Genomic DNA, 22,095 nt, shown 5'->3' on the forward strand with positions numbered 1-22,095 from the left:
TGGCGGCAGCGGCTACAGGCGCTTGTGCCGGCCTTGGGGCTTGCGGCCGAATCGCCATATCGTTATTCGTTAACGGTATTTAAAATTCAGTTCTTATATCTATAAAGTCGACTCCCTGCGTACCTGCCGACCAATCGGCGCGCCGCACGAAATGAACCCACACGGGACCTCCGTGAGTTTCTGATCGACGCGCGCGCCACCGGGCGTGCTCTGCGTGGGAGTGATTTATGTCCGTACCCTCTCCAAGTGCCGCGCCCATCGCCGCACAAGCTTTTGATATCCGCCCGTTCCGCGGCGCCGTCGGTGCCGAGATCGTCGGCCTGGACCTGGCCCGGCCGGTCAACGACCAGGACTTCGCGCGCATTCACCGCGCGCACCTGGATCATCACGTCGTGGTATTCCGCGACCAGCGCATCACCCCCGAACAACAGATCGCCTTCAGCCGCCGTTTCGGCGTGCTGCAAATCCATGTGCTCAAGCAGTTCCTGCTGGCCGGGCACCCGGAAATCCTCATCGTTTCCAACATCATCGAAAACGGCCAGTCCATCGGCCTGGGGGACGCTGGCAAGTTCTGGCATTCCGACCTCTCCTACAAGGAACTGCCGAGCCTGGGCTCGATGCTGCACGCCCAGGAGCTGCCAGCCGAGGGCGGCGACACCTTGTTCGCCGACATGCACAAAGCCTGGGACAGCCTGCCCGAAGCGTTGCGCAAGGCGGTCGATGGCCGCTCTGCCGCGCACTCCTACACCGCGCGCTACAGCGAGACCAAGTTCGAGGGCAACTGGCGCCCGACCCTGACCCCGGAGCAACTGGCCCAGGTCCGGGAAGTGGTGCACCCGGTCGTGCGCACCCATCCGGAAAACGGTCGCAAGGCGCTGTTCGTCAGCGAAGGCTTCACCACCCGCATCGTCGGCCTGCCGGAAGACGAGAGCCGCCAGCTGCTCGCCGAGCTCTACGCCCACAGCGTGCTGCCGGAAAACATCTACCGCCACCCATGGCAGCCCCATGACCTGGTGTTCTGGGACAACCGCTCGCTGATCCACCTGGCCGCCGGTTGCCCCAGCCACCTGCGCCGCAAGCTGTATCGCACCACCATCCAGGGCGACGCCCCTTACTGATCGGCCACCCACGGCAGGAGAAACACCATGTCCCAACCTACTCAACGCCTCCCGCGCCTGGGCAAACTGGCGGCCGCCATCGGCCTGGGCTTCAGCCTGCTGGCCGCTGGCCTGGTCGCGCCGACGGCGGCCCATGCCGAAGGCGAGATTCGCATCGCCGAACAGTTCGGCATCGTCTATCTGCTGCTCAATGTGGTGCGCGACCAGAACCTGATCGAAAAACACGGCAAGGAAGAAGGCATCGACATCAAGGTCGACTGGACCCAGCTGTCCGGTGGCGCGGCGGTCAACGACGCCTTGCTCTCCGGCTCCATCGACATTGCCGGGGCCGGCGTCGGCCCGCTGCTGACCATCTGGGACCGCACCCACGGCAAGCAGAACGTCAAGGCGGTGGCGTCGCTGGGCAACTTCCCTTACTACCTGGTGAGCAACAATCCCAAGGTCAAGACCATCGCCGACTTCACCGAGAAGGACCGCATCGCGGTGCCGGCGGTGGGGGTTTCCGTGCAGTCGCGGTTCCTGCAGTACGCGGCGGCCAAGCAATGGGGCGACAAGGAATTCAATCGCCTGGACAAGTACACCATCGCCGTTCCGCACCCGGACGCCACGGCGGCGCTGATCGCCGGCGGCACCGAGCTGACCGGGCACTTCTCCAACCCGCCGTTCCAGGACCAGGCGCTGGCCAACCCGAATGTGCACGTGGTGCTCAACACCTACGACCTGCTGGGCCCGAACTCGCCGACCGTGCTGTTCGCCACCGAGAAATTTCGTACCGAAAACCCGAAAACCTACAAGGCCTTCGTCGAGGCGCTGGCCGAGGCCGCCGACTTCGCCCAGAAGGACAAGGGCGCGGCGGCGGATACCTACATCCGCGTGACCAAGGCCAAGATCGACCGCGAAGCCTTGCTGAAGATCATCGACAACCCGCAGTTCGAATTCACCGTCACCCCGAAAAACACCTACCCGCTGGCTGAATTCCTCTACCGCGTGGGCGCGATCAAGAACAAGCCGCAATCGTGGAAGGACTACTTCTTCCAGGACACCACGCCGCTGCAAGGGAGCTGATCGCCATGAACGCCCCCTTGCAAGGCCACACGGCCAGCAACCCGACCACGGCGGCCCAGGCGCTGCTCGCGGTCGACCAGGTCAGCCTGGAATATCGCACCCCGCAGCGCGTGGTGCGGGCCACCCACCAGGTCAGTTTCGAAATCGATCCCGCCGACCGTTTCGTCCTGCTCGGGCCCTCGGGCTGCGGCAAGTCGACCCTGCTCAAGGCGGTCGCCGGCTTCATCCAGCCCTGCGAGGGCGAGATTCGCCTTCAAGGACAGCGGGTCAGCCAGCCGGGGCCGGACCGGATTGTGGTGTTCCAGGAGTTCGACCAACTGCCGCCGTGGAAAACCGTGAAACAGAACGTGATGTTCCCGCTGCTGGCGTCGAACACCCTCAACCGCCGCGAGGCCGAGGAGCGCGCGCTGCACTACCTGGACAAGGTCGGCCTGGCGGCGTTTGCCGACGCCTACCCGCACACCCTGTCCGGCGGCATGAAGGCGCGGGTGGCTATTGCGCGCGCTCTGGCGATGCAGCCGAAGATCCTGTTGATGGACGAACCCTTCGCCGCCCTCGATGCCTTGACCCGGCGCAAGATGCAGGAGGAGTTGCTGCTGCTCTGGGAGGAGGTGCGCTTCACCCTGCTGTTCGTCACCCACTCCATCGAGGAAGCGCTGGTGGTGGGCAATCGCATCCTGCTGCTGTCGCCCCACCCGGGGCGGGTGCGGGCGGAAGTCCACAGCCATCAGTACGACCTGCAAAGCCTCGGCGGCGTGGCGTTCCAGCAGACGGCGCGGCGTATCCACCGGCTGCTGTTCGACGAAGGCCAGTCGCCGGAAACCGAGCGCGAGCTGGATTTCACCGATATCCGTATCGCTTATTGAGCCTTTAAGAGGAACGCCCGATGAGCCATTCATCACCTGTTCGCCAGGAATACGAAGTTGCCCTCGAACCCTTGCTGGCGGTGCCGCTGGAGCGTGAGTTGCCGCTGGGCCAGCGCCTGTGGCAACAAGGCTGGCTGCGCAAGAGCCTGATCCTGATCGTGCTGGCGCTGCTCTGGGAGGCCGTGGCCCGCTACCAGAACAACGACCTGCTGCTACCGAGCTTTTTGCAGACCGCCAGCGCGCTGTACGACGGCCTGCTCAGCGGCGAGCTGCTGGGCAAGGTCGGCATCTCCCTGGTCGTGCTGCTCAAGGGGTACCTGATCGGCATCGCCCTGGCCTTTGCCCTGACCACCCTGGCGGTGTCGACCCAGGTGGGCCGCGACCTGCTGAGCACCCTGACCTCGATGTTCAACCCGTTGCCGGCCATCGCCCTGTTGCCGCTGGCCCTGCTGTGGTTCGGCCTGGGGGAGAACAGCCTGATCTTCGTGCTGGTGCATTCGGTGCTCTGGGCCCTGGCCTTGAATACCTACGCCGGCTTTCTCGGGGTCTCGGAAACCCTGCGCATGGCCGGGCGCAACTACGGGCTCAAGGGCATGCGCTTCGTGCTGTTCATCCTGATCCCGGCGGCGCTGCCGTCGATCCTCGCCGGCCTGAAAATCGGCTGGGCCTTCGCCTGGCGCACCCTGATCGCCGCCGAACTGGTGTTCGGCGCCACCAGCGGCAAGGGCGGCCTGGGCTGGTACATCTTCCAGAACCGCAACGAGCTGTACACCGACAAAGTCTTTGCCGGCCTGGCGGTGGTGATCCTGATCGGCCTGCTGGTGGAGAACCTGGTGTTCGACACCTTGGAGCGGGTCACCGTGAAACGCTGGGGCATGCAACGCTGAACCTGTAGCCGCTGCCGAGCCTGCGAGGCTGCGATCGACGGCGCAGCCGGCGCAAAACCTGACAGCACATTTTGTCTGGCACACCGCATGCGCAGATCTGGCGAGGACTTCGTCCTCGATCGCAGCCTGCGGCAGCGGCTACACAGAGTGGTGTCCATGGTTGAACTGCCCTCCACGATCCTGTAGCCGCTGCCGAGCTCGCGAGGCTGCGATCGACGGCGCAGCCGGCGCAAAACCTGACAGCGCGTTCTGTCTGGCACACCGCGTGCGCAGGTCTGGCGAGGACTTCGTCCTCGATCGCAGCCTGCGGCAGCGGCTACACAGCGTGGTGTCCATGGTTGAACTGCCCTCCACGATCCTGTAGCCGCTGCCGAGCCTGCGAGGCTGCGATCGACGGCGCAGCCGGCGCAAAACCTGACAGCGCGTTCTGTCTGGCACACCGCGTGCGCAGGTCTGGCGAGGACTTCGTCCTCGATCGCAGCCTGCGGCAGCGGCTACACAGAGTGGTGTCCCTGGCTGAAATGACCCTGCTAGCATTGCGCCTGACTCATTCCCAATCAGCCACGAGTGCTCAGCATGCAACTCCCGGACATGAACCTTCTGGTCGCCCTCGACGCCCTGCTCGACGAGGGCAGCGTGGTCGGCGCGGCCCGGCGCATGAACCTCAGCCCGGCGGCCATGAGCCGGACCCTCACGCGGATCCGCGAGGCGCTGGGCGACCCGATCCTGGTGCGCGCCGGCCGCGGCCTGGTGCCCACGCCCAAGGCCCTGGAGCTGCGCGGCCAGGTCCGCGACCTGGTGGAACAGGCGGCGCTGGTGTTCCGTTCCGGCGACCAGGTCGACCTCGGCACCCTGCGTCGACGCTTCAATGTGCGCGCCAACGACTTTTTCGTCGGCGTCTATGGCGGCCGCCTGATCGACACCCTGGAGCGCCAGGCGCCCCATTGCGAACTGCGTTTCGTCCCGGAAGGCGATGGCGACGACGAGGCCCTGCGCGAAGGGCGGATCGACCTGCGCATCAGCAACACCCGGCCGCTGACCCCGGAAGTGAAGGTGCAGAACCTGTTCTCCACCACCTTTGTCGGCCTGGTGCGCGAGCATCATCCGTTGCTCGACGAGGAGATCACCGCCGAGCGTTTTGCCGCCTTCCCGCACATCAGCATGTCCCGGCGCGGCATCGCCCGCGGGCCGATCGATGTGGCGCTCGGCGACCTGGGCCTGCAGCGCCGGGTGCCGCTGATCGCGCCGAGCTTCCATGCCGCGATGTTCATGCTGCCGGACTCGGACCTGATCCTGCCGGTGCCCAAGGAAACCCTGCTCAGCGTGTCGCGCCTGGGCCTGCACCTGCGTTCCTTCGCCTTGCCGATTCCCCTGCCGACCCTGGTGCTGACCCAGGCCTGGCACCCGCGCTACGACAAGGACCCGGCGCACAAATGGTTCCGCGAAACCCTGCGCGCCTCCTGCAACGAAACCTGGCGCACCGCCCAGCCTTGAATCCACACCCCCTGTAGCCGCTGCCGAGCAACGCGAGGCTGCGAACGAGGTCGGCGGCATCCGACTTAGCCCTCTCCAGGCAGTGCCCGCGATTGACCTGTTGGATCAGGTTGCCTGGTTTTGCGACGGCTGCGCCGCCGATCGCAGCCTCGCGGGCTCGGCAGCGGCTACAGGTCATCCAATCGTTGCGTTTGATGCACTTATAAGCTGCCGATAAGTCAGTTTTCGTCAGCTGTCGGGCTTTTTACACTGCTTCGGTATTTCTATCGGAGTCGTTCCCTTCATGAGTTCCCTCGCCGTGGCTGTGCCGGCACCCGCTGAAGTGGCCAGCAAACCGGCAGCTGCCAGCCCCGCGGTCTTCGGCCCGCGAATCATCATCGGCCTGCTCGGCGTATTGCTGGCGGTGCTGGTGTCGGGCCTCAACGAAATGGTGACCAAGATCGCCCTGGCCGACATCCGTGGCGCCCTGGCCATCGGCTATGACGAAGGCACCTGGCTGGTGGCCAGTTACACCGCCACCTCGGTGGCGGCCATGGCCTTCGCCCCCTGGTGCTCGGTGACCTTCTCGCTGCGCCGTTTCACCCTTTGCGCCATCGCCCTGTTCACCGTGCTGGGCGTGCTCTGTCCGTTCGCCCCGAACTACCACAGCCTATTGCTGCTGCGCACCGTGCAGGGCCTGGCCGGCGGCGCGTTGCCGCCGATGCTGATGACCGTGGCGCTGCGGTTCCTGCCGGCCAACGTCAAGCTCTACGGCCTGGCCGGCTACGCCCTGACCGCTACCTTCGGCCCGAGCCTGGGCACGCCGCTGGCCGCCCTGTGGACCGAATACGTCGGCTGGCAATGGGCGTTCTGGCAGGTGGTGGCGCCGTGCTTGCTGGCGATGCTCGCGGTGGCCTACGGCCTGCCCCAGGACCCGCTGCGCCTGGAACGCCTCAAGGCTTTCAACTGGCGCGGCCTGCTGCTGGGGTTCCCGGCGATCTGCATGCTGGTGATCGGCATCCTCCAGGGCAATCGCCTGGACTGGTTCGGCTCGCCGCTGATCTGCCTGCTGCTGGGCGGGGGCGCGTTGTTGCTGGTGCTGTTTCTGATCAACGAATGGTCGCAGCCGATTCCGTTCTTCAAGTTGCAGATGCTCGGCATCCGCAACCTGTCGTTCGCCCTGCTGACCCTGGCCGGGGTGTTGGTGGTGCTGACCGCGGTGATCATCATTCCGTCCAGTTTCCTGGCCCAGGTCCAGGGCTACCGGCCGTTGCAGACCGCCCCGGTGATGCTGGTGATGGCCCTGCCGCAGCTACTCGCGTTGCCCCTGGTGGCGGCCCTGTGCAACCTGCGCTGGGTCGACTGCCGCTGGGTGCTGGGCATTGGCCTGATGATGCTGGTGCTGTCGTGCCTGGGCGGCGCGCGGCTGACCTCGGCGTGGATTCGCGACGATTTCTACGTGCTGCAATTGCTGCAGATCTTCGGCCAGCCGATGGCGGTGCTGCCGTTGCTGATGCTTTCCACCGGCAGTATCCAGCCGATCGAGGGGCCGTTCGCGTCCTCCTGGTTCAACACCGTGAAAGGCCTGGCGGCGGTGATCGCCACCGGCGTGCTGGATGCCCTGACCACTCACCGCCTGCACTTTCACTCGACCATGCTGGTGGACAGCCTCGGCAACTCGCCGCTGAGCGCCGTCGACGCCAGCAACCTCGCCCAGCGCCTGCACCGACAGGCCGTGGTGCTGACCTCCGCCGACCTCTACTACGTCATGGCTGGCGTGGCGGCGGCCCTGATCCTGCTGATTTTCTGGCTGCCGACGCGGATCTATCCGCCACGCGCGCCGACTTGAACGTTCACTGAGACAGAAGGTTTTTATGACGATCCACATCAAACACAAAATCGCCGTCAGCGTGGCGGCGGTCGCGGTCCTGGGCGTGCTGGTGTACCTGGTCACCGGCAAGGCCACCGAGCAGACCACCAACGACGCTTTCGTGAGCGCCGACTACACCCTGGTGGCCCCGCGCGTGGCGGGTTTCATCAAGGAAGTGCTGGTGGAAGACAACCAGCGGGTCAAGGCCGGCCAGTTGCTGGCGTTGATCGACGATCGCGACCTGCGCGCCGCGGCCCAGGCGGCGGACGCCGAAACCCTGGTGGCCAAGGCGCAGTTGCAGAACGCCCGCGCCACCCTCGACCGGCAAAGCTCGGTGATCGCCCAGGCCCAGGCCTCGGTGGTGGCCGCGCGGGCGGAAATGGCCTTCGCCGAACATGAACTGAACCGCTACAACCACCTGGCCGGGGTCGGCGCCGGCACGGTGCAGAATGCCCAGCAGGCCCGGACCCGCATCGACCAGGCCAGCGCGCGGCTGGCCACGGCCACCGCGGCGCTGGCGGCGGAACGCAAGCAGGTGGAGATCCTCACCGCCCAGCGCGATGCCGCCGAGGGCGGGCTGAAGCGCGCCCAGGCGTCCCTGGAAATGGCCAGCTACGAGCTGTCCTACACGCGCATCGTCGCGCCGGTGGACGGCATGGTCGGCGAACGCGCGGTGCGGGTCGGCGCCTACGTCACGCCGGGCAGCAAGATCCTCGCCGTGGTGCCGCTGGAGCAGGCCTATGTGGTGGCCAACTTCCAGGAAACCCAGCTGGCCCACATGCACCCCGGGCAACCGGTGCAGGTGCGGGTCGACAGCCTGGACGGCGAAACCCTGCACGGCCGGGTCGAGAGCCTGGCGCCGGCCACCGGGGTGACCTTCGCCGCGGTCAAGCCGGACAACGCCACCGGCAACTTCACCAAGGTGGTGCAGCGCATTCCGGTGAAGATCCTGCTGGAGCCCGGCCAGCCGATGGCCGAGCGTCTGCGGGTCGGGATGTCGGTGGAAGCGAGCGTCGATACCCTGGGCAAGGCCAGCTCCGCGCGTGAGGTGGTGAAGCGATGAGTCGTCTGCTCCAGCCGGTATTCGCCCTGAGCCTGTTGTCCCTGGCCGCCTGCAGTGTCGGCCCGGATTTCCAGCGTCCCGAAGGGCCGCGGGTCGAGGCCTGGGCCACCCCGCAAAAGGCTGCGCCGAGCCAGGTGGTGAGCAGCCCCCTGGACGAGCGCTGGTGGGAGGTCTTCAACGATCCGCAGCTGTCGGCGTTGAGCCGGCGCGTGCTGACCGACAACCTCGACCTGCAACTGGCCACCAGCCGCCTGCAACAGAGCCGCGCGGCGCGCCAGGTGGTCACCGCCGAGCGTTATCCGACCAGCAGCGCCAGCGGCGGTTACGCACGCAAACGTAACAGCGGCGAAGGCCTGAACGACCCGTCGGGGCACGCGGGCAAGTCCGCCTTCAACCTGTGGGACGCCGGCTTCTCGGCGTCCTGGGAGCTGGATTTCTGGGGCCGCGTGCGGCGCGAAACCGAGGCCGCCGACGCGACCCTGGAAGTCGCGGAGAACGACCGGCGCGGGGTGCTGCTGGCGGTGCTGGCCGAGACCGCCCAGGACTACATCCAGCTGCGCGGCGTGCAGAGCACCCGGGCAGTGACCGAGCAGAACCTCGACGTCGCCCGCCACAGCCTCAAGCTCTCGCAGCTGCGGCTGGCCGACGGTGTGGCCACCGACCTGGACGTGGCCGAAGCCGCCGCGCAGGTGGCGACTATCGAGTCGCAACTGCCGGCCTTGCAGCAGCGCCAGGCGCAACTGATCAACGCCCTGAGCCTGCTGATGGGCGAGCCGCCCCAGGCCCTGCATGCGCAGCTGGCGGCGGATGCGCCGGTGCCGCAAACCCCGCGCCAGGTCGCCATCGGCCTGCCGTCGCAACTGGCCGAACGCCGCCCGGACATTCGCCAGGCCGAAGCCCGCCTGCATGCCGCCACCGCCAGCATCGGCGTGGCCCAGGGCGACTTTTATCCGCGCATCACCCTGTCGGGCAACTTCGGCTCCCAGGCCATGCAGCTGTCGGACTTCGGCTCCTGGGGCTCGCGCCAGTTTGGCATCGGCCCGCAGTTCAGCCTGCCGCTGTTCGACGGCGGCCGCCTGCGCGGCATGCTGCATCTGCGCGAAGCCCAGCAGCAGGAAGCGGCCGTCGCCTACCAGCAGACCGTGCTGCGCGCCTGGCATGAAATCGACGACCAGCTGACCCGCTACAACAGCAGCCAGCTGCGCCGCGACAGCCTCGCCGAAGCCGTGCGGCAGAACCAGATCGCCCTGCGCACCGCGCAACAGCAATACGTCGAAGGCGTGGTGGACTTCGTCAACGTCCTCACCGTCCAGGGCGCCTTGCTCGCCACCCAGGAACAACTGGTGGAAAGCTCGACCGGCGTTTCCCTGGCCATGGTTGGCCTGTACAAGGCGCTGGGCGGAGGCTGGGAGTCGGTGTATCCGTTGGCGGCTGCACAGCCTTGAGCCGCCTCACCAGTACCCCGGCTTGATGGCCGGTTTTTTCACCCCAACGGCCAGCGAACTTAATCGCTGCGTACGGGGTTGAGTACGGCTGATCTATGCCGGGCTGATATCGACGTCAATGTCGGGCTGCAACAAAAGTGTTTCTGTGCCCTGGCTCGGCATTGCGCCATTTCCCGCACTGAACGTTTTGCACCGGCGTAGCGAAGGGGGCAAGGCGTGGCGGGGGAAGACTATGAGCGCTTGTTGCCGATTACGCTTGGGCGGGCACGATCCGCGCAAGTCCGCCGTCACCCACTGAAGATGCGCTTTGCCTGGAAGGCAGCAAAAGTGTAATGATAATTGCTCTCAATCACGTGCGGTTCCATTCATGGAAGCAACGACTGACGGCAAGGTGCAGCTTCATCGTCTCTATCGCGACCATCACGGCTGGCTGCAAGGCTGGTTGCGCAAGCGCCTGGGCGATCGCGAGCATGCGGCGGACGTGGCGCAGGATACGTTCCTGCGCTTGCTGGTATCGGGGCGTTTTCCCGGGCACCTGGAGAGCCGCAGTTACCTGGCGCAGATCGCCCGCAACCTGGTGATCGACCAGTGGCGGCGCCTGCGCATCGAGCGCGCTTATCTGGAAAGCATCGCCCATCTGCCCGAGCCGCAATCGCCTTCGCTGGAGACCCGGGCGTTGATTCTCGAAACCCTGATGCAGGTCGACGCCATGCTCGACCGCATGCCGGACAAGGTGCGCCAGGCCTTTGTGCTGTCGCAGTTCGAGGGCCTGACCTACGCGCAGATCGCCGAGCGCCTCGGGGTCACCGTCAGCTCGGTGCAGAAGTACATGATCCGCGCCATCCAGGCCTGTTATCAGGTGGTCTACGAAGAATGAGCCGGCACCGCGACGCACCCATCGCCCCGGCCATTGTCGAGCAGGCCAGCGAATGGCTGATGCTGCACTGGGGCGGTGAGCTGGATGCCGAACAGCGCCAGGCCTTTGCCCGCTGGCAAACCGCCGACCCCGAGCACCAGCGTGCCTGGCAGCGTTTGCAGCAGCTGCAACAGACCCTGGGTGGCGTGCCGGCCGACAGTGCGCGCGCGGTGTTGCGCGAGATCCCCGATCCACAACGACGTTCGGCGCTGAAGCTGCTGGGCTTGCTGCTGGTCGCCGGCGGCGGCGCCTACCTGGTGCAAGGCAGCCAGCCCTGGCGCAACGCGTGGGCCGGCCAGCGCACGGCAACCGGCGAGATCCGCCACCTGACCCTCAGCGACGGCACCCGGCTGGACCTCAACAGCGGCACGGCCGTCGATCTGCTGTACAGCGACCGGGAGCGACGCATCCGTCTGATCAGTGGGGAAATCCAGCTGAGCAGCGGCCGCGACCGCTCGCGGCCGTTGATCGTGGAAACCCCGGCCGGCGATATCCAGGCCCTGGGCACCCGTTTCACCGTGCGGGAAGTCGACGGCGGCACTCGGGTCAGCCTGTACGAGGGCGAGTTGCGGATCAGCCCGCGACAGGCGCCGGCGCTGCACCTGCAGGCCGGCAACAGCCTGTGGTTCGACGCCGGCTCGGTGTCGGCGCTGCAGGTGGCTGAGCCGAATGCCAGCAGCTGGAGCCAGGGGCGATTGATCGCCGAGCGTCAGCCGCTGGGGCAGTTCATCAAAGAGCTGTCGCGCTATCGGCCGGGCGTCCTGCGCTGTGACGCCGAGGTCGCCGACCTGCTGTTGACCGGGGTCTTCCCCCTCGATGACAGCGACGCGATTCTCGCTGCGCTGGAGCGCTCGCTGCCGGTACGGGCGCAGGCGGTCACCCGTTATTGGGTGACGCTCAAGCCAAGGGCCTGAAAGCTCGCGTTTGAAATAATCCGGATTTCCCCTTGTCGTTTTTTTCAGCCCGTTCGGGATACCTCTTGAAAGCCGATCAAGACGCATTCTCATGGGGAGTTCCGGAATGCCTTACCAACCGACACCAACCACTCAAACCCTGGCCAGCGCCGTGCGCCGTGGCCTGTTCGCCGGCCTGCTGGCCGTGGCGCCGGTGCTGCCCGGCATGGCCCAGGCCGAAACCGCCAGCCAGAGCGAGTCGCGCCAGTACAACATCGCGGCCGGCAACCTCGACCAGGCCCTGAACCGCTTTGCCAGCGCGGCGGGCATTCTGTTGTCGGTGGATGCCCAGATGACCGCGGGCAAGCGCAGCCCTGGCTTGCAGGGGCGTTATCCGGTGGCCGAAGGCTTGCAGCGCTTGCTGGCCGGCAGCGGGTTGCAGGCACAGCAGGCGGGTGGTGGCTGGCTGCTGGTGCCGGTGAGTCAGGACGGCCCGCTGCAACTGGGGGCGACCCAGGTCAGTGCCGCACAGGTCGAGGAAAGTGCCTGGGGGCCGGTGCAGGGCATCGTCGCCAAGCGCAGCGCCACGGGGAGCAAGACTGACTCGGCGCTGGTGGAGATCCCCCAGACCATCAACGTGATCACCGCCGCGGAAGTCAGCGCTCGCGGGGCCCAGAGCGTCACCGAAGCCCTGCGCTACACGCCGGGCATGACCGGCGGCGGCTTCGCCGACCGAGTGAAGATTTTCGATGAGCCGACATCCCGTGGCTTCTCGCCCACCCCGCTGTACCTGGACGGCTTGCACCTGCCCTATGGCGGCGGCAGCACCGGCGGCGCCCTGCAGATCGAACCCTTTTCCCTGGAGCGCATCGAGGTGCTCAAGGGCCCGGCGTCGGTGTTGTACGGGCAGAATCAGCCGGGCGGCATCGTCAACATGGTCAGCAAGCGCCCGACCGAGACGCCGTTGCATAAAGTCGTGCTGCGGGCCGGCAACTACGACTACAAAAGCGCCGCCATCGACCTGGGCGGCCCGCTGGATGAGCAAGGCCAGTTTCTTTATCGCCTCACCGGGGTGGTCAACGACAGCCAGTCGGAGATCGACTATGTCGAGCAGAAGCGTCAGTTCATCGCCCCGAGCCTGACCTGGCGGCCCAGCGAAGACACCAGCCTGACGCTCTTCGCCCAATTCCAGAAAGACAACGATGTGCCCGAGGCCCAGGGCCTGCCGAGCGTGGGCACGGTGTTCGCCAACCCCAACGGCAAGATCGATCGCGACCTGTTCCTCGGCGAGCCGGGGGTCAACGCCTATGACCGTGAGCAGTTCGTGCTGGGCTATGAGTTTTCCCATCGCCTGAACGACACCTGGACCCTGAAGCAGAACACCCGCTACGCGGATGTCGACGACCGTTACCGCGCGCCGCTGCACGGCTATCGCTTCGTCACCAACCCCAAGACCGGGCTCAACGACCAGCGCTACAGCACCCGTTACGGCGTGGACTGGAAGCAGCACAACAAGGTGCTGGGCGTGGATAACATCGCCCAGGCCGAGTTCGACACCGGGGCCTTCAACCACACCCTGATCGTCGGGCTCGACTACTACCACTTCAACTCCAAGTTCGACGGCAAGTACGACTTCAACCCGCCGATCATCGACCTGTTCACCCCGACCTACGGCCAGTCGCTGAATTTCGGCAACCCTTATCGCTGGGACAACACCATCACCCAGACCGGCCTGTACCTGCAGGACCAGATCAAGCTCGATCAGTGGATCTTCGTGCTCGGCGGTCGCTACGACTGGGCCGAGGTCGACAACAAGACCCCGTTGAATGGCGGCCACACCAACAGCAAGGACCAGGCGTTCACCGGGCGCGCGGGCATCGTCTACCTGTTCGAAAATGGCCTGGCGCCTTTTGTCAGCTATTCGGAATCCTTCCTGCCGCAAAGCGGCACCAACGTCGGCGGCCAGCCCTTCGATCCTTCCACCGGCAAGCAATATGAAGTGGGGGTGAAATACCAGCCGCCGGGGCAGAGCAGTTTCGTGCAGATCTCGGCCTATGAGCTGGAGCAGGAAAACCTGCTGACGAGCGACCTGGGCAACCCGGGTTTCAGCACCCAGAGCGGCGCGCTGCGTTCCCGGGGCATCGAGCTGGAAGGCAAGGCCAGCCTCACTGAAGCGCTGGACGTGATTGCCTCGATGTCGCGCAACGACATCAAGTACACCAAGGACAACGATGGGCGCAAAGGCCGGCATCCGGCGGGCAACCCACCGCTGACCGCGGCGTTGTGGGTCAACTACAGGCTGCTGGGCGATACGCCTCTGGCTGGTCTTGGCGCGGGTGTGGGCGCGCGTTATGTGCGCGGCAGCTATGGCGACTATTACGCCGGGGCGTTCCAGATTCCTTCCTACACCGTGTACGACGCCGCTCTCACCTACGACTTGAGCATGTCGCCGCTGCAATGGAAGGGCGTGAAGCTGGCGCTCAACGTGAAGAACCTGGAGAACAAGACCTACGTCGACCGTTGCGCCGGCACATTCGACTGCTATTACGGCGAAGGCCGGACCATGGTTTCGAGCCTGAGCTACGACTGGTAAGGCGCCTCAGCGCGGATTCTGCAAAAACACCACATACCCCCTGAACCACGGGCTGTCTCGCAGATAGCCCGGCTCCTGCCATTCGCCGCCCTGGATCAACCCCACCTTGAACGGCAGGCCCATGCGGTCGAGGCGGGGCAGGTAGGCGGCGTAGTTGGGGATGCTGTGGCGGCCCTGGTAGGTCTGCACCACCACTTCGTCGACGACGCCCTTGAGCCCGGCGATGGCCTCGGGGTTGGCGTTGCTGCTCCAGTCCATCAGGCCGGTGATGCTCAGGCGGTACTGCGCAGGCAGGCGCTGGCGCAGGTCGCGCAGGAAGCTGGCGTACTCGTCGAGGTAGCGGGTGCGGGCGTCGAAATCGATCTGGATGCCGACCACCGGGTTGCCGGCCTGCTGCCAGCGCTGCACCTGGCCCAGCAACTGGCGGTAGACCGGTTCCGGCCAGTGCAGGGTGTGGGCGCGATAGACCACCCAGACCTCGCCCTGGCGCAGGCGCGGAACGGCCATGCCCTGGGCGATGAAGTGCACATTGCCGCTCGGGTCGCGACGCGAACGGCTGATCTGCCCTTGCAGGATGTACAGGGTCTTGGCCTGGTTCAGCACCGGCTGCGGAGCGACGCCGCTCCACAGCCAGAAGGCATCGTGATCGCGGGCGTCGACCGCCGCCTGGGCACCGCCGGCCAGCAACAGCCAGACCGGCAGCAGGCATCGCCAGAAGCGGCTCATGCTTACCAGTAGTACTGCAGCGACTTGCCCCACTGGGTGTCGGCGAAGGTGCCTTTGAGCTGGCGGAACCAGGCCTTGCGCACCGCGGGCTCCACATCTTTGCCGCCACAGCGGTTGTTGCCCGAGGACGCAAAGCAATTGATCGCGCGGTACAGGGCGTAGGCACGGTCGTCGCGTGGCGCCTTGCTGTTGGCGATCACCTGTTTGTAGCCCTCGAGGCGGGAGAACGGTTCGCCCTTGAAGGCCGACGGCGTACCGCCCAGGGACTGCTTGTCGGGCTGGCTGTCCAGCGGCATGCCGTCCAGGCCGTTGCGCAGGATGAACTCACCGAGGCAGTTCAAGCCTTGCGGGCTTTTCCCATCCTTCTCCAATGCCGCCGCGGTTTCTGCGATGCTCGGGCAGACGTAGCCGGACTCGGCCTCTTTGCCGTTCCACTGGAACAGCTTGAGCGACTGGCCGTTGCTGTAGACGTAACCCAGGCTGTAGCCAAGCTTGTCTTCAGGGGCGCTGGCGGGAAGCTGCGCAAGGTCGCTGGCAAAGGCCGCGTACTGGCCGCGCAGCAGGTCCTTGTAGAGCAGCACGAACTGCGCGGTATTACGTTCCACCGGGTCGGCGGCCTGGCCGATCTGCTGGCGCAGCAACCCGGCGTCGGCCACATGGCGCAGCAGGGTGAAGCGCACCTGCGGGCTTTGGATCGGCGAGTCGGCGGCGAACACCTTGGCCAGTTGCTGGTTGCGCTCGTAGTTCATCGCCAGGGCCAGCTCCAGCTGTTCCCGTTGCAACGGTTGCTTGGCCAGGGGCAGCAGTTGCAGCCACAGGGCCTGTGCGCCCGAGGCGTCGTTTTTCGCTTCCAGGGCCAGGCCGCGCAGGGTCTGCTGGCTGAAGGCGAGGTAGTCGAGCTTGGCCGCAGGCTCGGCGGGCAGAAGTTTCAGCGCGGCGTCGGGGTCGTTGTCGACGTACAGGGCGAAGGCCGCTTGCAGGTAGTCGTACAGCGCCGGTTGCCCGGCGAAGACCGCCTTCTGTTGCTGCAAGGCGGCGCGGGTCAGCCGGCCTTCGGCTTGCTCGCGCATCCACATCAGGTCGTTGACCGCCAGCAGCAGGGGCGTGCTGACCGGGTTGCGGTTGACCATCAGCAGCTTGGTGTCGACTTCTTCCACCAGATCGTCCAGCGACAGGTTGCGCTGCTCGTCCTTGGCCTGGGTCATTTGCCAGGCGTAGTCGGCGGCGAGTTTGTCGGGATTGCCGTCCAGCCAGTGCACCCGGCGCAGCAGGCCCTTGGCCGAGGCGACGTAGGCACCCTGTGGATAAGTTTGCAGGTAGGCGTCGAAGCCGGCCTCGGCCTGTTGCAGGGTGGACTTATCCACATGCTCGAGCGCCGGCATGCCGTATTCGTCGAAGGCGTTCTGCTGGGCGCTGTTGAGGAGCGTACGGGCGTTCATGTACAGCGCGGTCTCTTTCAGCCAGGCATTCGGGTTGTCCTTGAGCGTGGCGAACGCCACGCCAGCCTCGCTGAAGCGGCCGCTGTAGAAGTTGCCGGCGGCCTGTAGATAAGTGGCGAAACCCTTGCCCAGCGGTGTCTGCAGATCGGTCGGCAGCAGGCTGGCCAGTTGCGGGCTGTCCCAGTTGCAGGCGGCGAGCAGCTTGACCCGGCTCTGCGCCAGTGCCTGGCGTTCGCTGGCCGGCAGGTCGGCGGCGATCAGTTGGTCGACAAATACCTGGGCGCTGGCGTCCGAGTTGCTGCGGCAGCGGCTGCCTTCGCCGGACAGGAAGGCATCGCCGGCCGCCTGAGGAGCTTCGCGCACCACCTGCAAGGCTTCCAGGCGGCCGTTGAGGTCAGTGTCGGCGCTGGCTGCCGGTGCATCCGCCGCTTCGGGGTCGGGCGCCGGGTTCAGGCGAGACACCGAAAACGGCACCGGCCCATACCCTTCGGCCAGGTCGTCGGCGTCCAGCGCTTTCGGCGCCAGGGGCAAGGCACCACTGTCGGCCAGCAACAGGCGCAGGTTCACTCGGCTGTCGTTGCCCGGGTTGAGAAACGGCAGGCTGCTACAGCTTTCGAGGTTTTTTTTGAGCAGGGTCCAGTGCGGGTAACAGGAATCGTCGGAGCTGGCCTGGGCCTGATTGCAGAGGAGGGCGCCGAGCGCCAGTGTCAAAGACGACAAAAGACCGATACGCATGAATTGTCCTTAATCCGAAACTATGGGAGCCGAAGGTCCAAGTGTGGTGCAAATCATACAGAAGGCATTCGCTGGCATCTAAAATACCCACACGACCCGATACACGCCGCGCCGGACAAGGCATCTATGCTGTCAGGCGGGTGCTCGATGCCGTTGTCGGGATCGATAAAGATAGTGGCCACTTGCTTGACGCTTGCGCTTGCTGTCTTAGACTCCGCCCATCCGTCAGGGAGTTACGGTTATGCGGCGATTTCATGGATTGGGATTGGGATTCGGATTGACCTGTCTGGCGTGCCTTGCACAGGCGCAGACACCTGCGCCAGACGATCCGCTGCTCAGTGACAGCGCTGCCGGCGCCGCGGTGGCCAGCGGCAGCGAAGCGCGCGGTGTGTTGCGGGCCAAGGATCAGGCGGTACTGGCCGGCGAACTGTCCGGGCGCATTGTCGAGTTACCCTACAGCGAAGGCGAGTCCTTCAAGAAAGGCGAGGTGCTGGCGCGCTTCGATTGCTCGGCCTACCAGGCCCAGCTCAATGCCGCCCAGGCCGCCAGCCGTGGCGCCAACGAAGAGCTGGCGCACAACCGCCAACTGGCTTCGCTCAACTCGGTCGGCCGCTTCGAAGTGGCGCGAGCCGCGGCCAAGGTCTCCGAGACCCAGGCGCAATCCCAGGTCTACCAGGTGCAGGTCAAGCGTTGCAGCGTGATCGCGCCGTTCGACGGGCAGGTGGTGGCGCGCAAGGTACAGCGCTACGAAAGCGTGACGGCCGGCTCGCCCTTGCTGGAAATCGTCGACAACCGTTCCCTGGAAATCCACCTGCTGGTGCCGTCGAGCTGGATGGGCAAGCTCAAGGCCGGGCAGACCTTCAGCTTCGTCCCCGATGAAACTGGCAAGCCGCTGGCCGCCACGGTCAAGCGCCTCGGCGCGCGGATCGACGAAGGCAGCCAGACGCTGCTGCTGGTGGCGGCCGTACCCAACGCCGAGGGCCTGTTGGCGGGCATGAGCGGCACGGCGCGGTTCGCGGAGCTCAAATGAACGCGCCGGTAGCGGGCGCCGCCGAGCAGGTTTTCGCCCGGTTCCTCGACCTGGAGCGCCAGACCCGCGCCGCGCGCACGGTCGAGCAACTGGCCTACAGCCTGGTCAACGACAGCCAGGCACTGTTCGGCTATCGCCACGCGGCGCTGGTGATCGCCGGCAAGGTCCGCGCGGTGACTGGCGTCAGCGCGCTCGATCCGAATGCGCCCTTCGTGGCTTTCGTCGAGCAGGCGGTGGCCCGACTGTTCAAGCTCGAACTCGCGCAGCAGGCGCGAGTGGTCGCGGCCGAGCAACTGAGCGCCCCGGTACGGGCCGACTGGCAGAGCCTGTCGGCGGCGCAGGTGTTCTGGTTGCCGCTGATCGATCGTCAGGGCGCGCTCTTTGGTGGCCTGTGGCTGGCCCGCGACAATCCGTGGAACCCTTCCGAACAAGTATTGCTGGCACAACTGGGCGACACCTACAGCCACGCCTGGCTGGCGCTGCAACCGCGCAAGCCGTGGCGCCTGCGCTGGAACCGCAAACGCCGGCTGGCGCTGTTGGCGGTGGTGTTGCTGGGCTTGCTGATTCCGGTGCGGCAGTCGGTGCTGGCGCCGGCCGAAGTGGTGCCGCTGGGCGGGCGTGTGGTGGCGGCGCCGCTGGACGGGGTGATCGCCGAGTTTCTGGTCAAGCCTAACCAGACGGTGAAGACCGGCGACCTGCTGCTGCGTTTCGAAAACACCACCCTCAATGCCCAGGCCGATGTCGCCGCCCGCGCCTTGGGCGTGGCCGAGGCGGAACTGAAGGCCAATTCCCAGCGGGCCTTCGCCGATGCCGAATCCAGCTCGAAGATCGACCTGCTGGCGGCCCGGGTCGAACAGAAACGCGCCGAACGCGATTACGCCCGCGAATTGCTCAAGCGCAGCGAAGTACGGGCCGAACGCGATGGCATCGCGGTGTTCGCCGACGCCGAGCGCTGGACCGGCAAACCGGTGCAGACCGGCGAGCGCCTGATGGAAATCGCCGACCCCAACCAGGCCGAGTTGCGCATCGAACTGGCCGTGGGCGATGCCATTGCCCTGGAGCCCGGCGCGCAGGTGGCGCTGTTTCTCGACAGCGACCCGTTGCAGCGCCATCTGGCCAGCCTCGAACGGGCGGCCTACGAGGCGCAGCCGACGCCGGGCGGGCAATTGGCCTACCGCCTCGATGCACGTTTTCGCGACCCGCCGCCGCGGATCGGCCTGCGCGGCACGGCCAAGCTCTTCGGTGAGCGCGCGCCGCTGGCGCTGTACCTGCTGCGCCGCCCGCTGGCCGGTCTGCGGCAGAGCGTGGGCCTGTAATGAACCTGCCGGGCCTGCGCGCGGACTTGCAGCTGTCGCCGGCGGCGCCGGCGCTGGACGGTTCGCCGCGCTGGACCCTGGCCGACCCGGTGCGCGGCCGCTATTTCAAGCTCGGCGCAGCGGCGATGCGCTTGCTCAGGCACTGGTCCCTGGGGGACGCCGGGCAGGTGCTGCGCGCCGCCAACCGCGAGCCGGGGCTGCCCCTGGGCGGCGCGGAACTGGAAGAGTTGCTGGGCTTCTTGCGCAGCCATGACCTGATCACCGCCCTCGATCCGCAGCAGCGCGCCAGCTATGAGCTCAAGGCCGCCGCGCAGCACCAGAGCCTGTGGCAGGTGCTGCTGCACCAATACCTGTTCTTTCGTATTCCGCTGTGGCGCCCGGACGCCTTTCTCAATCGTGCCTGGCCGTGGCTGGCGCGGTTCGGCCCGGGGCTGCTGCGCTACGGCTTGCCCCTGACCCTGGGGCTGGGAGTGTTTCTGGTGTCGCGGGACTGGCAGCGCTTCCTGGCGACCTTTCCCCACCTGTTCAGCCTCGGTGGCGCCCTGGCGTTCGGCGTGGCGCTGTTCTTCGCCAAGCTGTGCCATGAGTTCGGCCACGCGTTCATGGCCAAGTGCGCCGGTTGCCGGGTGCAGAGCATGGGGGTGGCGTTCATGGTGCTGCTGCCGATGTTCTACACCGACGTCAGTGATGCCTGGCGGGTCAATGACCGTCGCGCGCGCTTGCTGATCGGCGCCGGCGGCGTGCTGGCCGAGCTGCTGCTGGCCAGCATCGCCCTGCTGGCCTGGTCGCTGCTGCCGGACGGCCCGGCGCGCACCGCGGCCTTCATGCTCGCCAGCGCCACCTGGATCACCACCCTGGTGATCAACCTGAACCCCTTCATGCGCTTCGACGGCTATTTTCTGCTGAGCGATTTCTGGGAGGTGGACAACCTGCAAGGGCGGGCCTTCGCCCTCTGTCGCTGGCGTCTGCGCGAGGCCTTGTTCGGCTACCGGCAGCCGGCGCCGGAGCCCTGGTCGCCGGCCATGCAGCGGCGTCTGCTGTGGTGGGGTTATGGCTCGTGGCTGTGGCGCGCGGTGCTGTTTTTCGGGATTGCGCTGGCGGTGTACCACCTGTTTTTCAAGCTGCTGGGCATCTTCCTGATGCTGGTGGAACTGGTCTGGTTCATCTTTTTGCCCATCGTGCGGGAATGGCGCGAATGGTGGACGCACCGCGAACAGGCCCACGCGCCACGGGTATTGCTCAGCGGCCTGGGGTTGTTGGCGGCGCTGCTGCTGGTGGCGGTGCCCTGGCGCGGCTCGGTGGAGGTGCCGGCGATGCTCGAAGCCGGACGCGCCAGCGCCTTGCATGCGCCGGTGGCGGCGCGGGTCCGGCAGGTCAATGTCAGCGACGGCCAGGCGGTGAGCAAGGACCAGGTTTTGGTTGAGCTCGAATCCCCGGACCTGGCCTCGCGCCAGGCCATCGCCCGGCGGGAAATCGAGATCCAGCAATTGCAGATGCGCCGCCGCGCCGGGCGCAGCGAGACCGCCGCCGATGCCGGGATCGTCGAGCAGCAGCTGGCCGAGGCCGTGGCCGAATACCGCGGCCTGTCGGCGCAACGCGAGCGCCTGCTGCTGCGCGCACCCGAGGCCGGCCAACTGCGCGACTTGCTGCCGCAACTGCAGGTGGGCCGCTGGGTTTCGCCCAAGGAGCCGCTGGCCCGGGTGGTCGAGCCGGGGGCGCGCTTGCGTGGTTTTCTCGCCGAGGCCGACCTGTGGCGGGTCGCGCCGGGCGCCACGGGGCGCTTTATCGCCGACGACCCGATGCACCCGGCGCTCGAGGTGCAATTGACCGAAGTCGATACCAACGGTGTGGCGTATATCGATCAGGAGGCGCTGACCTCCGATCACCATGGGCCGATTGCGGTGCGCCGCGATGAAAGCCGCCGCGCCGAACCGGTCCAGGCGCAGTACGGCGCGCGGCTCAAGGTGCTCGATGCCAGCGTCACCCCGAGCCAGCCGCTGCGCGGCGTGGTGGTGTTGCAGGGGCGTGGCGAGTCGCTGCTCGGTACGGCCTGGCGGCGCCTGGCGGCGCTGGGCGTGAGGGAAAGCGGGTTCTGAAACAAGGAATTTTCAGGGAGAACGCATATGTTGCATAAGGATTCGGCCATGTCCGATGGCCTGGTGGTACGTCCGTCGCGGCCCACCGACGGACCGTTCCTGCAAAGCCTTTACCGTTCGGCGCGCAGCGATCTGCAATGGATCGATGGCGAACAGGAGCAGATCGAGCAGGTGATCGCCCAGCAGTTCCAGGTCCAGGAGCTGGGGGCGGGGGAGAACTTCCCCGGCGCCATGCACTACGTGATCGAAAAGCTCGGCAGCGCCATCGGTGCCCTGACCACCGATTTCGGCGCCAATGAAATTCGTGTGCTGTACCTGGCGTTCATTCCCGCCGCCCGCGGTCGCGGTTATGGGCGCACGGTGCTGCAGGGCGTGCAGAAAGCCGCCGAGCAGGTGCGCTGCCCGGTGGCCACGGTGGTCTGGGCCAGCAACCCCCATGCGCGCCGGCATTACCTGGCGCTGGGGTTTCAGGTCGAGGAAGCCAACCCGGCGGCCGAGCGGCTGGTGTGGTACCCCGGCCCGCGCGGCTGAGCGGCGTAATTCGGCGGGTTCGAGCCGGTGCCC

17 protein-coding genes are annotated in these 22,095 nt (G+C 66.4%); 15 read left to right on the forward strand and 2 right to left on the reverse strand.

Going from position 1 to position 22,095, the window contains the following annotated elements; all coding sequences use genetic code 11:
• Positions 1-227 precede the first annotated feature (227 nt).
• The 11 genes from CXQ81_RS02940 to CXQ81_RS02990 all read left to right on the forward strand — a co-directional run bounded on the left by CXQ81_RS02940 (position 228) and on the right by CXQ81_RS02990 (position 14,189).
• Positions 228-1,118: a TauD/TfdA family dioxygenase gene (locus CXQ81_RS02940; protein WP_101336418.1), complete on the forward strand. Its 891-nt coding sequence runs from the start codon at positions 228-230 to the stop codon at positions 1,116-1,118.
• Positions 1,119-1,145: 27 nt separating this feature from the next.
• On the forward strand, positions 1,146-2,183 hold the full coding sequence (locus tag CXQ81_RS02945; RefSeq protein ID WP_053259170.1) for an ABC transporter substrate-binding protein: 1,038 nt from the start codon (positions 1,146-1,148) through the stop codon (positions 2,181-2,183).
• 5 nt (positions 2,184-2,188) lie between these two features.
• On the forward strand, positions 2,189-3,049 hold the full coding sequence (locus CXQ81_RS02950) for an ABC transporter ATP-binding protein (RefSeq protein WP_101336419.1): 861 nt from the start codon (positions 2,189-2,191) through the stop codon (positions 3,047-3,049).
• A gap of 20 nt (positions 3,050-3,069) precedes the next feature.
• Positions 3,070-3,936 (forward strand): ABC transporter permease, encoded by an 867-nt coding sequence (locus CXQ81_RS02955; RefSeq protein ID WP_007928653.1) that lies wholly within the window; start codon positions 3,070-3,072, stop codon positions 3,934-3,936.
• Positions 3,937-4,512: 576 nt separating this feature from the next.
• Positions 4,513-5,430, forward strand: coding sequence for a LysR family transcriptional regulator (locus CXQ81_RS02960; protein ID WP_101336420.1), 918 nt, complete (start codon positions 4,513-4,515; stop codon positions 5,428-5,430).
• Positions 5,431-5,713: 283 nt separating this feature from the next.
• On the forward strand, positions 5,714-7,258 hold the full coding sequence (locus CXQ81_RS02965; protein WP_101336421.1) for an MFS transporter: 1,545 nt from the start codon (positions 5,714-5,716) through the stop codon (positions 7,256-7,258).
• Positions 7,259-7,283: 25 nt separating this feature from the next.
• On the forward strand, positions 7,284-8,342 hold the full coding sequence (locus CXQ81_RS02970; RefSeq protein WP_101336422.1) for an HlyD family secretion protein: 1,059 nt from the start codon (positions 7,284-7,286) through the stop codon (positions 8,340-8,342).
• Positions 8,339-9,787 (forward strand): efflux transporter outer membrane subunit, encoded by a 1,449-nt coding sequence (locus CXQ81_RS02975; RefSeq protein ID WP_101336423.1) that lies wholly within the window; start codon positions 8,339-8,341, stop codon positions 9,785-9,787. Before CXQ81_RS02970 ends, CXQ81_RS02975 begins: the two co-directional genes overlap by 4 nt.
• 367 nt (positions 9,788-10,154) lie before the next feature.
• Positions 10,155-10,664 carry a sigma-70 family RNA polymerase sigma factor gene (locus CXQ81_RS02980; RefSeq protein WP_053259176.1) on the forward strand — a complete coding sequence of 170 codons (510 nt, stop codon included), beginning with the start codon at positions 10,155-10,157 and terminating at the stop codon, positions 10,662-10,664.
• Positions 10,661-11,617: a FecR domain-containing protein gene (locus tag CXQ81_RS02985; protein ID WP_101336424.1), complete on the forward strand. Its 957-nt coding sequence runs from the start codon at positions 10,661-10,663 to the stop codon at positions 11,615-11,617. Before CXQ81_RS02980 ends, CXQ81_RS02985 begins: the two co-directional genes overlap by 4 nt.
• 106 nt (positions 11,618-11,723) lie before the next feature.
• On the forward strand, positions 11,724-14,189 hold the full coding sequence (locus tag CXQ81_RS02990; protein ID WP_053259178.1) for a TonB-dependent siderophore receptor: 2,466 nt from the start codon (positions 11,724-11,726) through the stop codon (positions 14,187-14,189).
• A gap of 6 nt (positions 14,190-14,195) precedes the next feature.
• Here the strand turns inward: CXQ81_RS02990 and CXQ81_RS02995 are convergent, their stop codons facing one another.
• The gene (locus CXQ81_RS02995) at positions 14,196-14,915 is read right to left on the reverse strand and encodes a DUF3142 domain-containing protein (RefSeq protein ID WP_101336425.1); all 720 of its coding nucleotides are present in this window, start codon (positions 14,913-14,915) and stop codon (positions 14,196-14,198) included.
• A 2-nt stretch (positions 14,916-14,917) separates the two neighbouring features.
• On the reverse strand, positions 14,918-17,089 hold the full coding sequence (locus tag CXQ81_RS03000) for an outer membrane assembly lipoprotein YfiO (protein ID WP_101336426.1): 2,172 nt from the start codon (positions 17,087-17,089) through the stop codon (positions 14,918-14,920).
• A 241-nt stretch (positions 17,090-17,330) separates the two neighbouring features.
• On the opposite strand from CXQ81_RS03000, the gene CXQ81_RS03005 reads away from it, so the two are divergent.
• Genes CXQ81_RS03005 through CXQ81_RS03020 form a run of 4 tightly spaced genes read left to right on the forward strand, consistent with a single transcriptional unit; the run spans position 17,331 to position 22,062 of the window.
• On the forward strand, positions 17,331-18,119 hold the full coding sequence (locus CXQ81_RS03005; protein WP_007928634.1) for an efflux RND transporter periplasmic adaptor subunit: 789 nt from the start codon (positions 17,331-17,333) through the stop codon (positions 18,117-18,119).
• Positions 18,116-19,435, forward strand: coding sequence for an efflux RND transporter periplasmic adaptor subunit (locus tag CXQ81_RS03010; protein WP_101336427.1), 1,320 nt, complete (start codon positions 18,116-18,118; stop codon positions 19,433-19,435). The genes CXQ81_RS03005 and CXQ81_RS03010 overlap by 4 nt, the downstream gene beginning before the upstream one ends.
• Entirely contained in the window at positions 19,435-21,531 is a 2,097-nt protein-coding gene (locus tag CXQ81_RS03015; RefSeq protein WP_101336428.1) for a biotin/lipoyl-binding protein, read from the forward strand. Before CXQ81_RS03010 ends, CXQ81_RS03015 begins: the two co-directional genes overlap by 1 nt.
• Positions 21,532-21,558: 27 nt before the next feature.
• Positions 21,559-22,062, forward strand: coding sequence for a GNAT family N-acetyltransferase (locus CXQ81_RS03020; RefSeq protein WP_101336429.1), 504 nt, complete (start codon positions 21,559-21,561; stop codon positions 22,060-22,062).
• The last annotated feature ends 33 nt before the right edge of the window (positions 22,063-22,095 follow it).

Source organism: Pseudomonas sp. 09C 129, from assembly GCF_002843625.1.
Taxonomy (GTDB): Bacteria; Pseudomonadota; Gammaproteobacteria; order Pseudomonadales; family Pseudomonadaceae; genus Aquipseudomonas; species Aquipseudomonas chlororaphis.

Bases quoted from the DNA above. Each gene is read 5' to 3' on its own strand.
- CXQ81_RS02945 (WP_053259170.1), top strand. From the start codon at position 1,146: ATGTCCCAACCTACTCAACGCCTCCCGCGCCTGGGCAAACTGGCGGCC.
- CXQ81_RS02955 (WP_007928653.1), top strand. From the start codon at position 3,070: ATGAGCCATTCATCACCTGTTCGCCAGGAATACGAAGTTGCCCTCGAA.
- CXQ81_RS03015 (WP_101336428.1), top strand. From the start codon at position 19,435: ATGAACCTGCCGGGCCTGCGCGCGGACTTGCAGCTGTCGCCGGCGGCG.
- CXQ81_RS03005 (WP_007928634.1), top strand. From the start codon at position 17,331: ATGCGGCGATTTCATGGATTGGGATTGGGATTCGGATTGACCTGTCTG.
- CXQ81_RS02990 (WP_053259178.1), top strand. From the start codon at position 11,724: ATGCCTTACCAACCGACACCAACCACTCAAACCCTGGCCAGCGCCGTG.
- CXQ81_RS03000 (WP_101336426.1), bottom strand. From the start codon at position 17,089: ATGCGTATCGGTCTTTTGTCGTCTTTGACACTGGCGCTCGGCGCCCTC.
- CXQ81_RS02975 (WP_101336423.1), top strand. From the start codon at position 8,339: ATGAGTCGTCTGCTCCAGCCGGTATTCGCCCTGAGCCTGTTGTCCCTG.
- CXQ81_RS02980 (WP_053259176.1), top strand. From the start codon at position 10,155: ATGGAAGCAACGACTGACGGCAAGGTGCAGCTTCATCGTCTCTATCGC.
- CXQ81_RS02970 (WP_101336422.1), top strand. From the start codon at position 7,284: ATGACGATCCACATCAAACACAAAATCGCCGTCAGCGTGGCGGCGGTC.
- CXQ81_RS02950 (WP_101336419.1), top strand. From the start codon at position 2,189: ATGAACGCCCCCTTGCAAGGCCACACGGCCAGCAACCCGACCACGGCG.
- CXQ81_RS02940 (WP_101336418.1), top strand. From the start codon at position 228: ATGTCCGTACCCTCTCCAAGTGCCGCGCCCATCGCCGCACAAGCTTTT.
- CXQ81_RS02960 (WP_101336420.1), top strand. From the start codon at position 4,513: ATGCAACTCCCGGACATGAACCTTCTGGTCGCCCTCGACGCCCTGCTC.
- CXQ81_RS02965 (WP_101336421.1), top strand. From the start codon at position 5,714: ATGAGTTCCCTCGCCGTGGCTGTGCCGGCACCCGCTGAAGTGGCCAGC.
- CXQ81_RS02985 (WP_101336424.1), top strand. From the start codon at position 10,661: ATGAGCCGGCACCGCGACGCACCCATCGCCCCGGCCATTGTCGAGCAG.
- CXQ81_RS03020 (WP_101336429.1), top strand. From the start codon at position 21,559: ATGTTGCATAAGGATTCGGCCATGTCCGATGGCCTGGTGGTACGTCCG.
- CXQ81_RS03010 (WP_101336427.1), top strand. From the start codon at position 18,116: ATGAACGCGCCGGTAGCGGGCGCCGCCGAGCAGGTTTTCGCCCGGTTC.
- CXQ81_RS02995 (WP_101336425.1), bottom strand. From the start codon at position 14,915: ATGAGCCGCTTCTGGCGATGCCTGCTGCCGGTCTGGCTGTTGCTGGCC.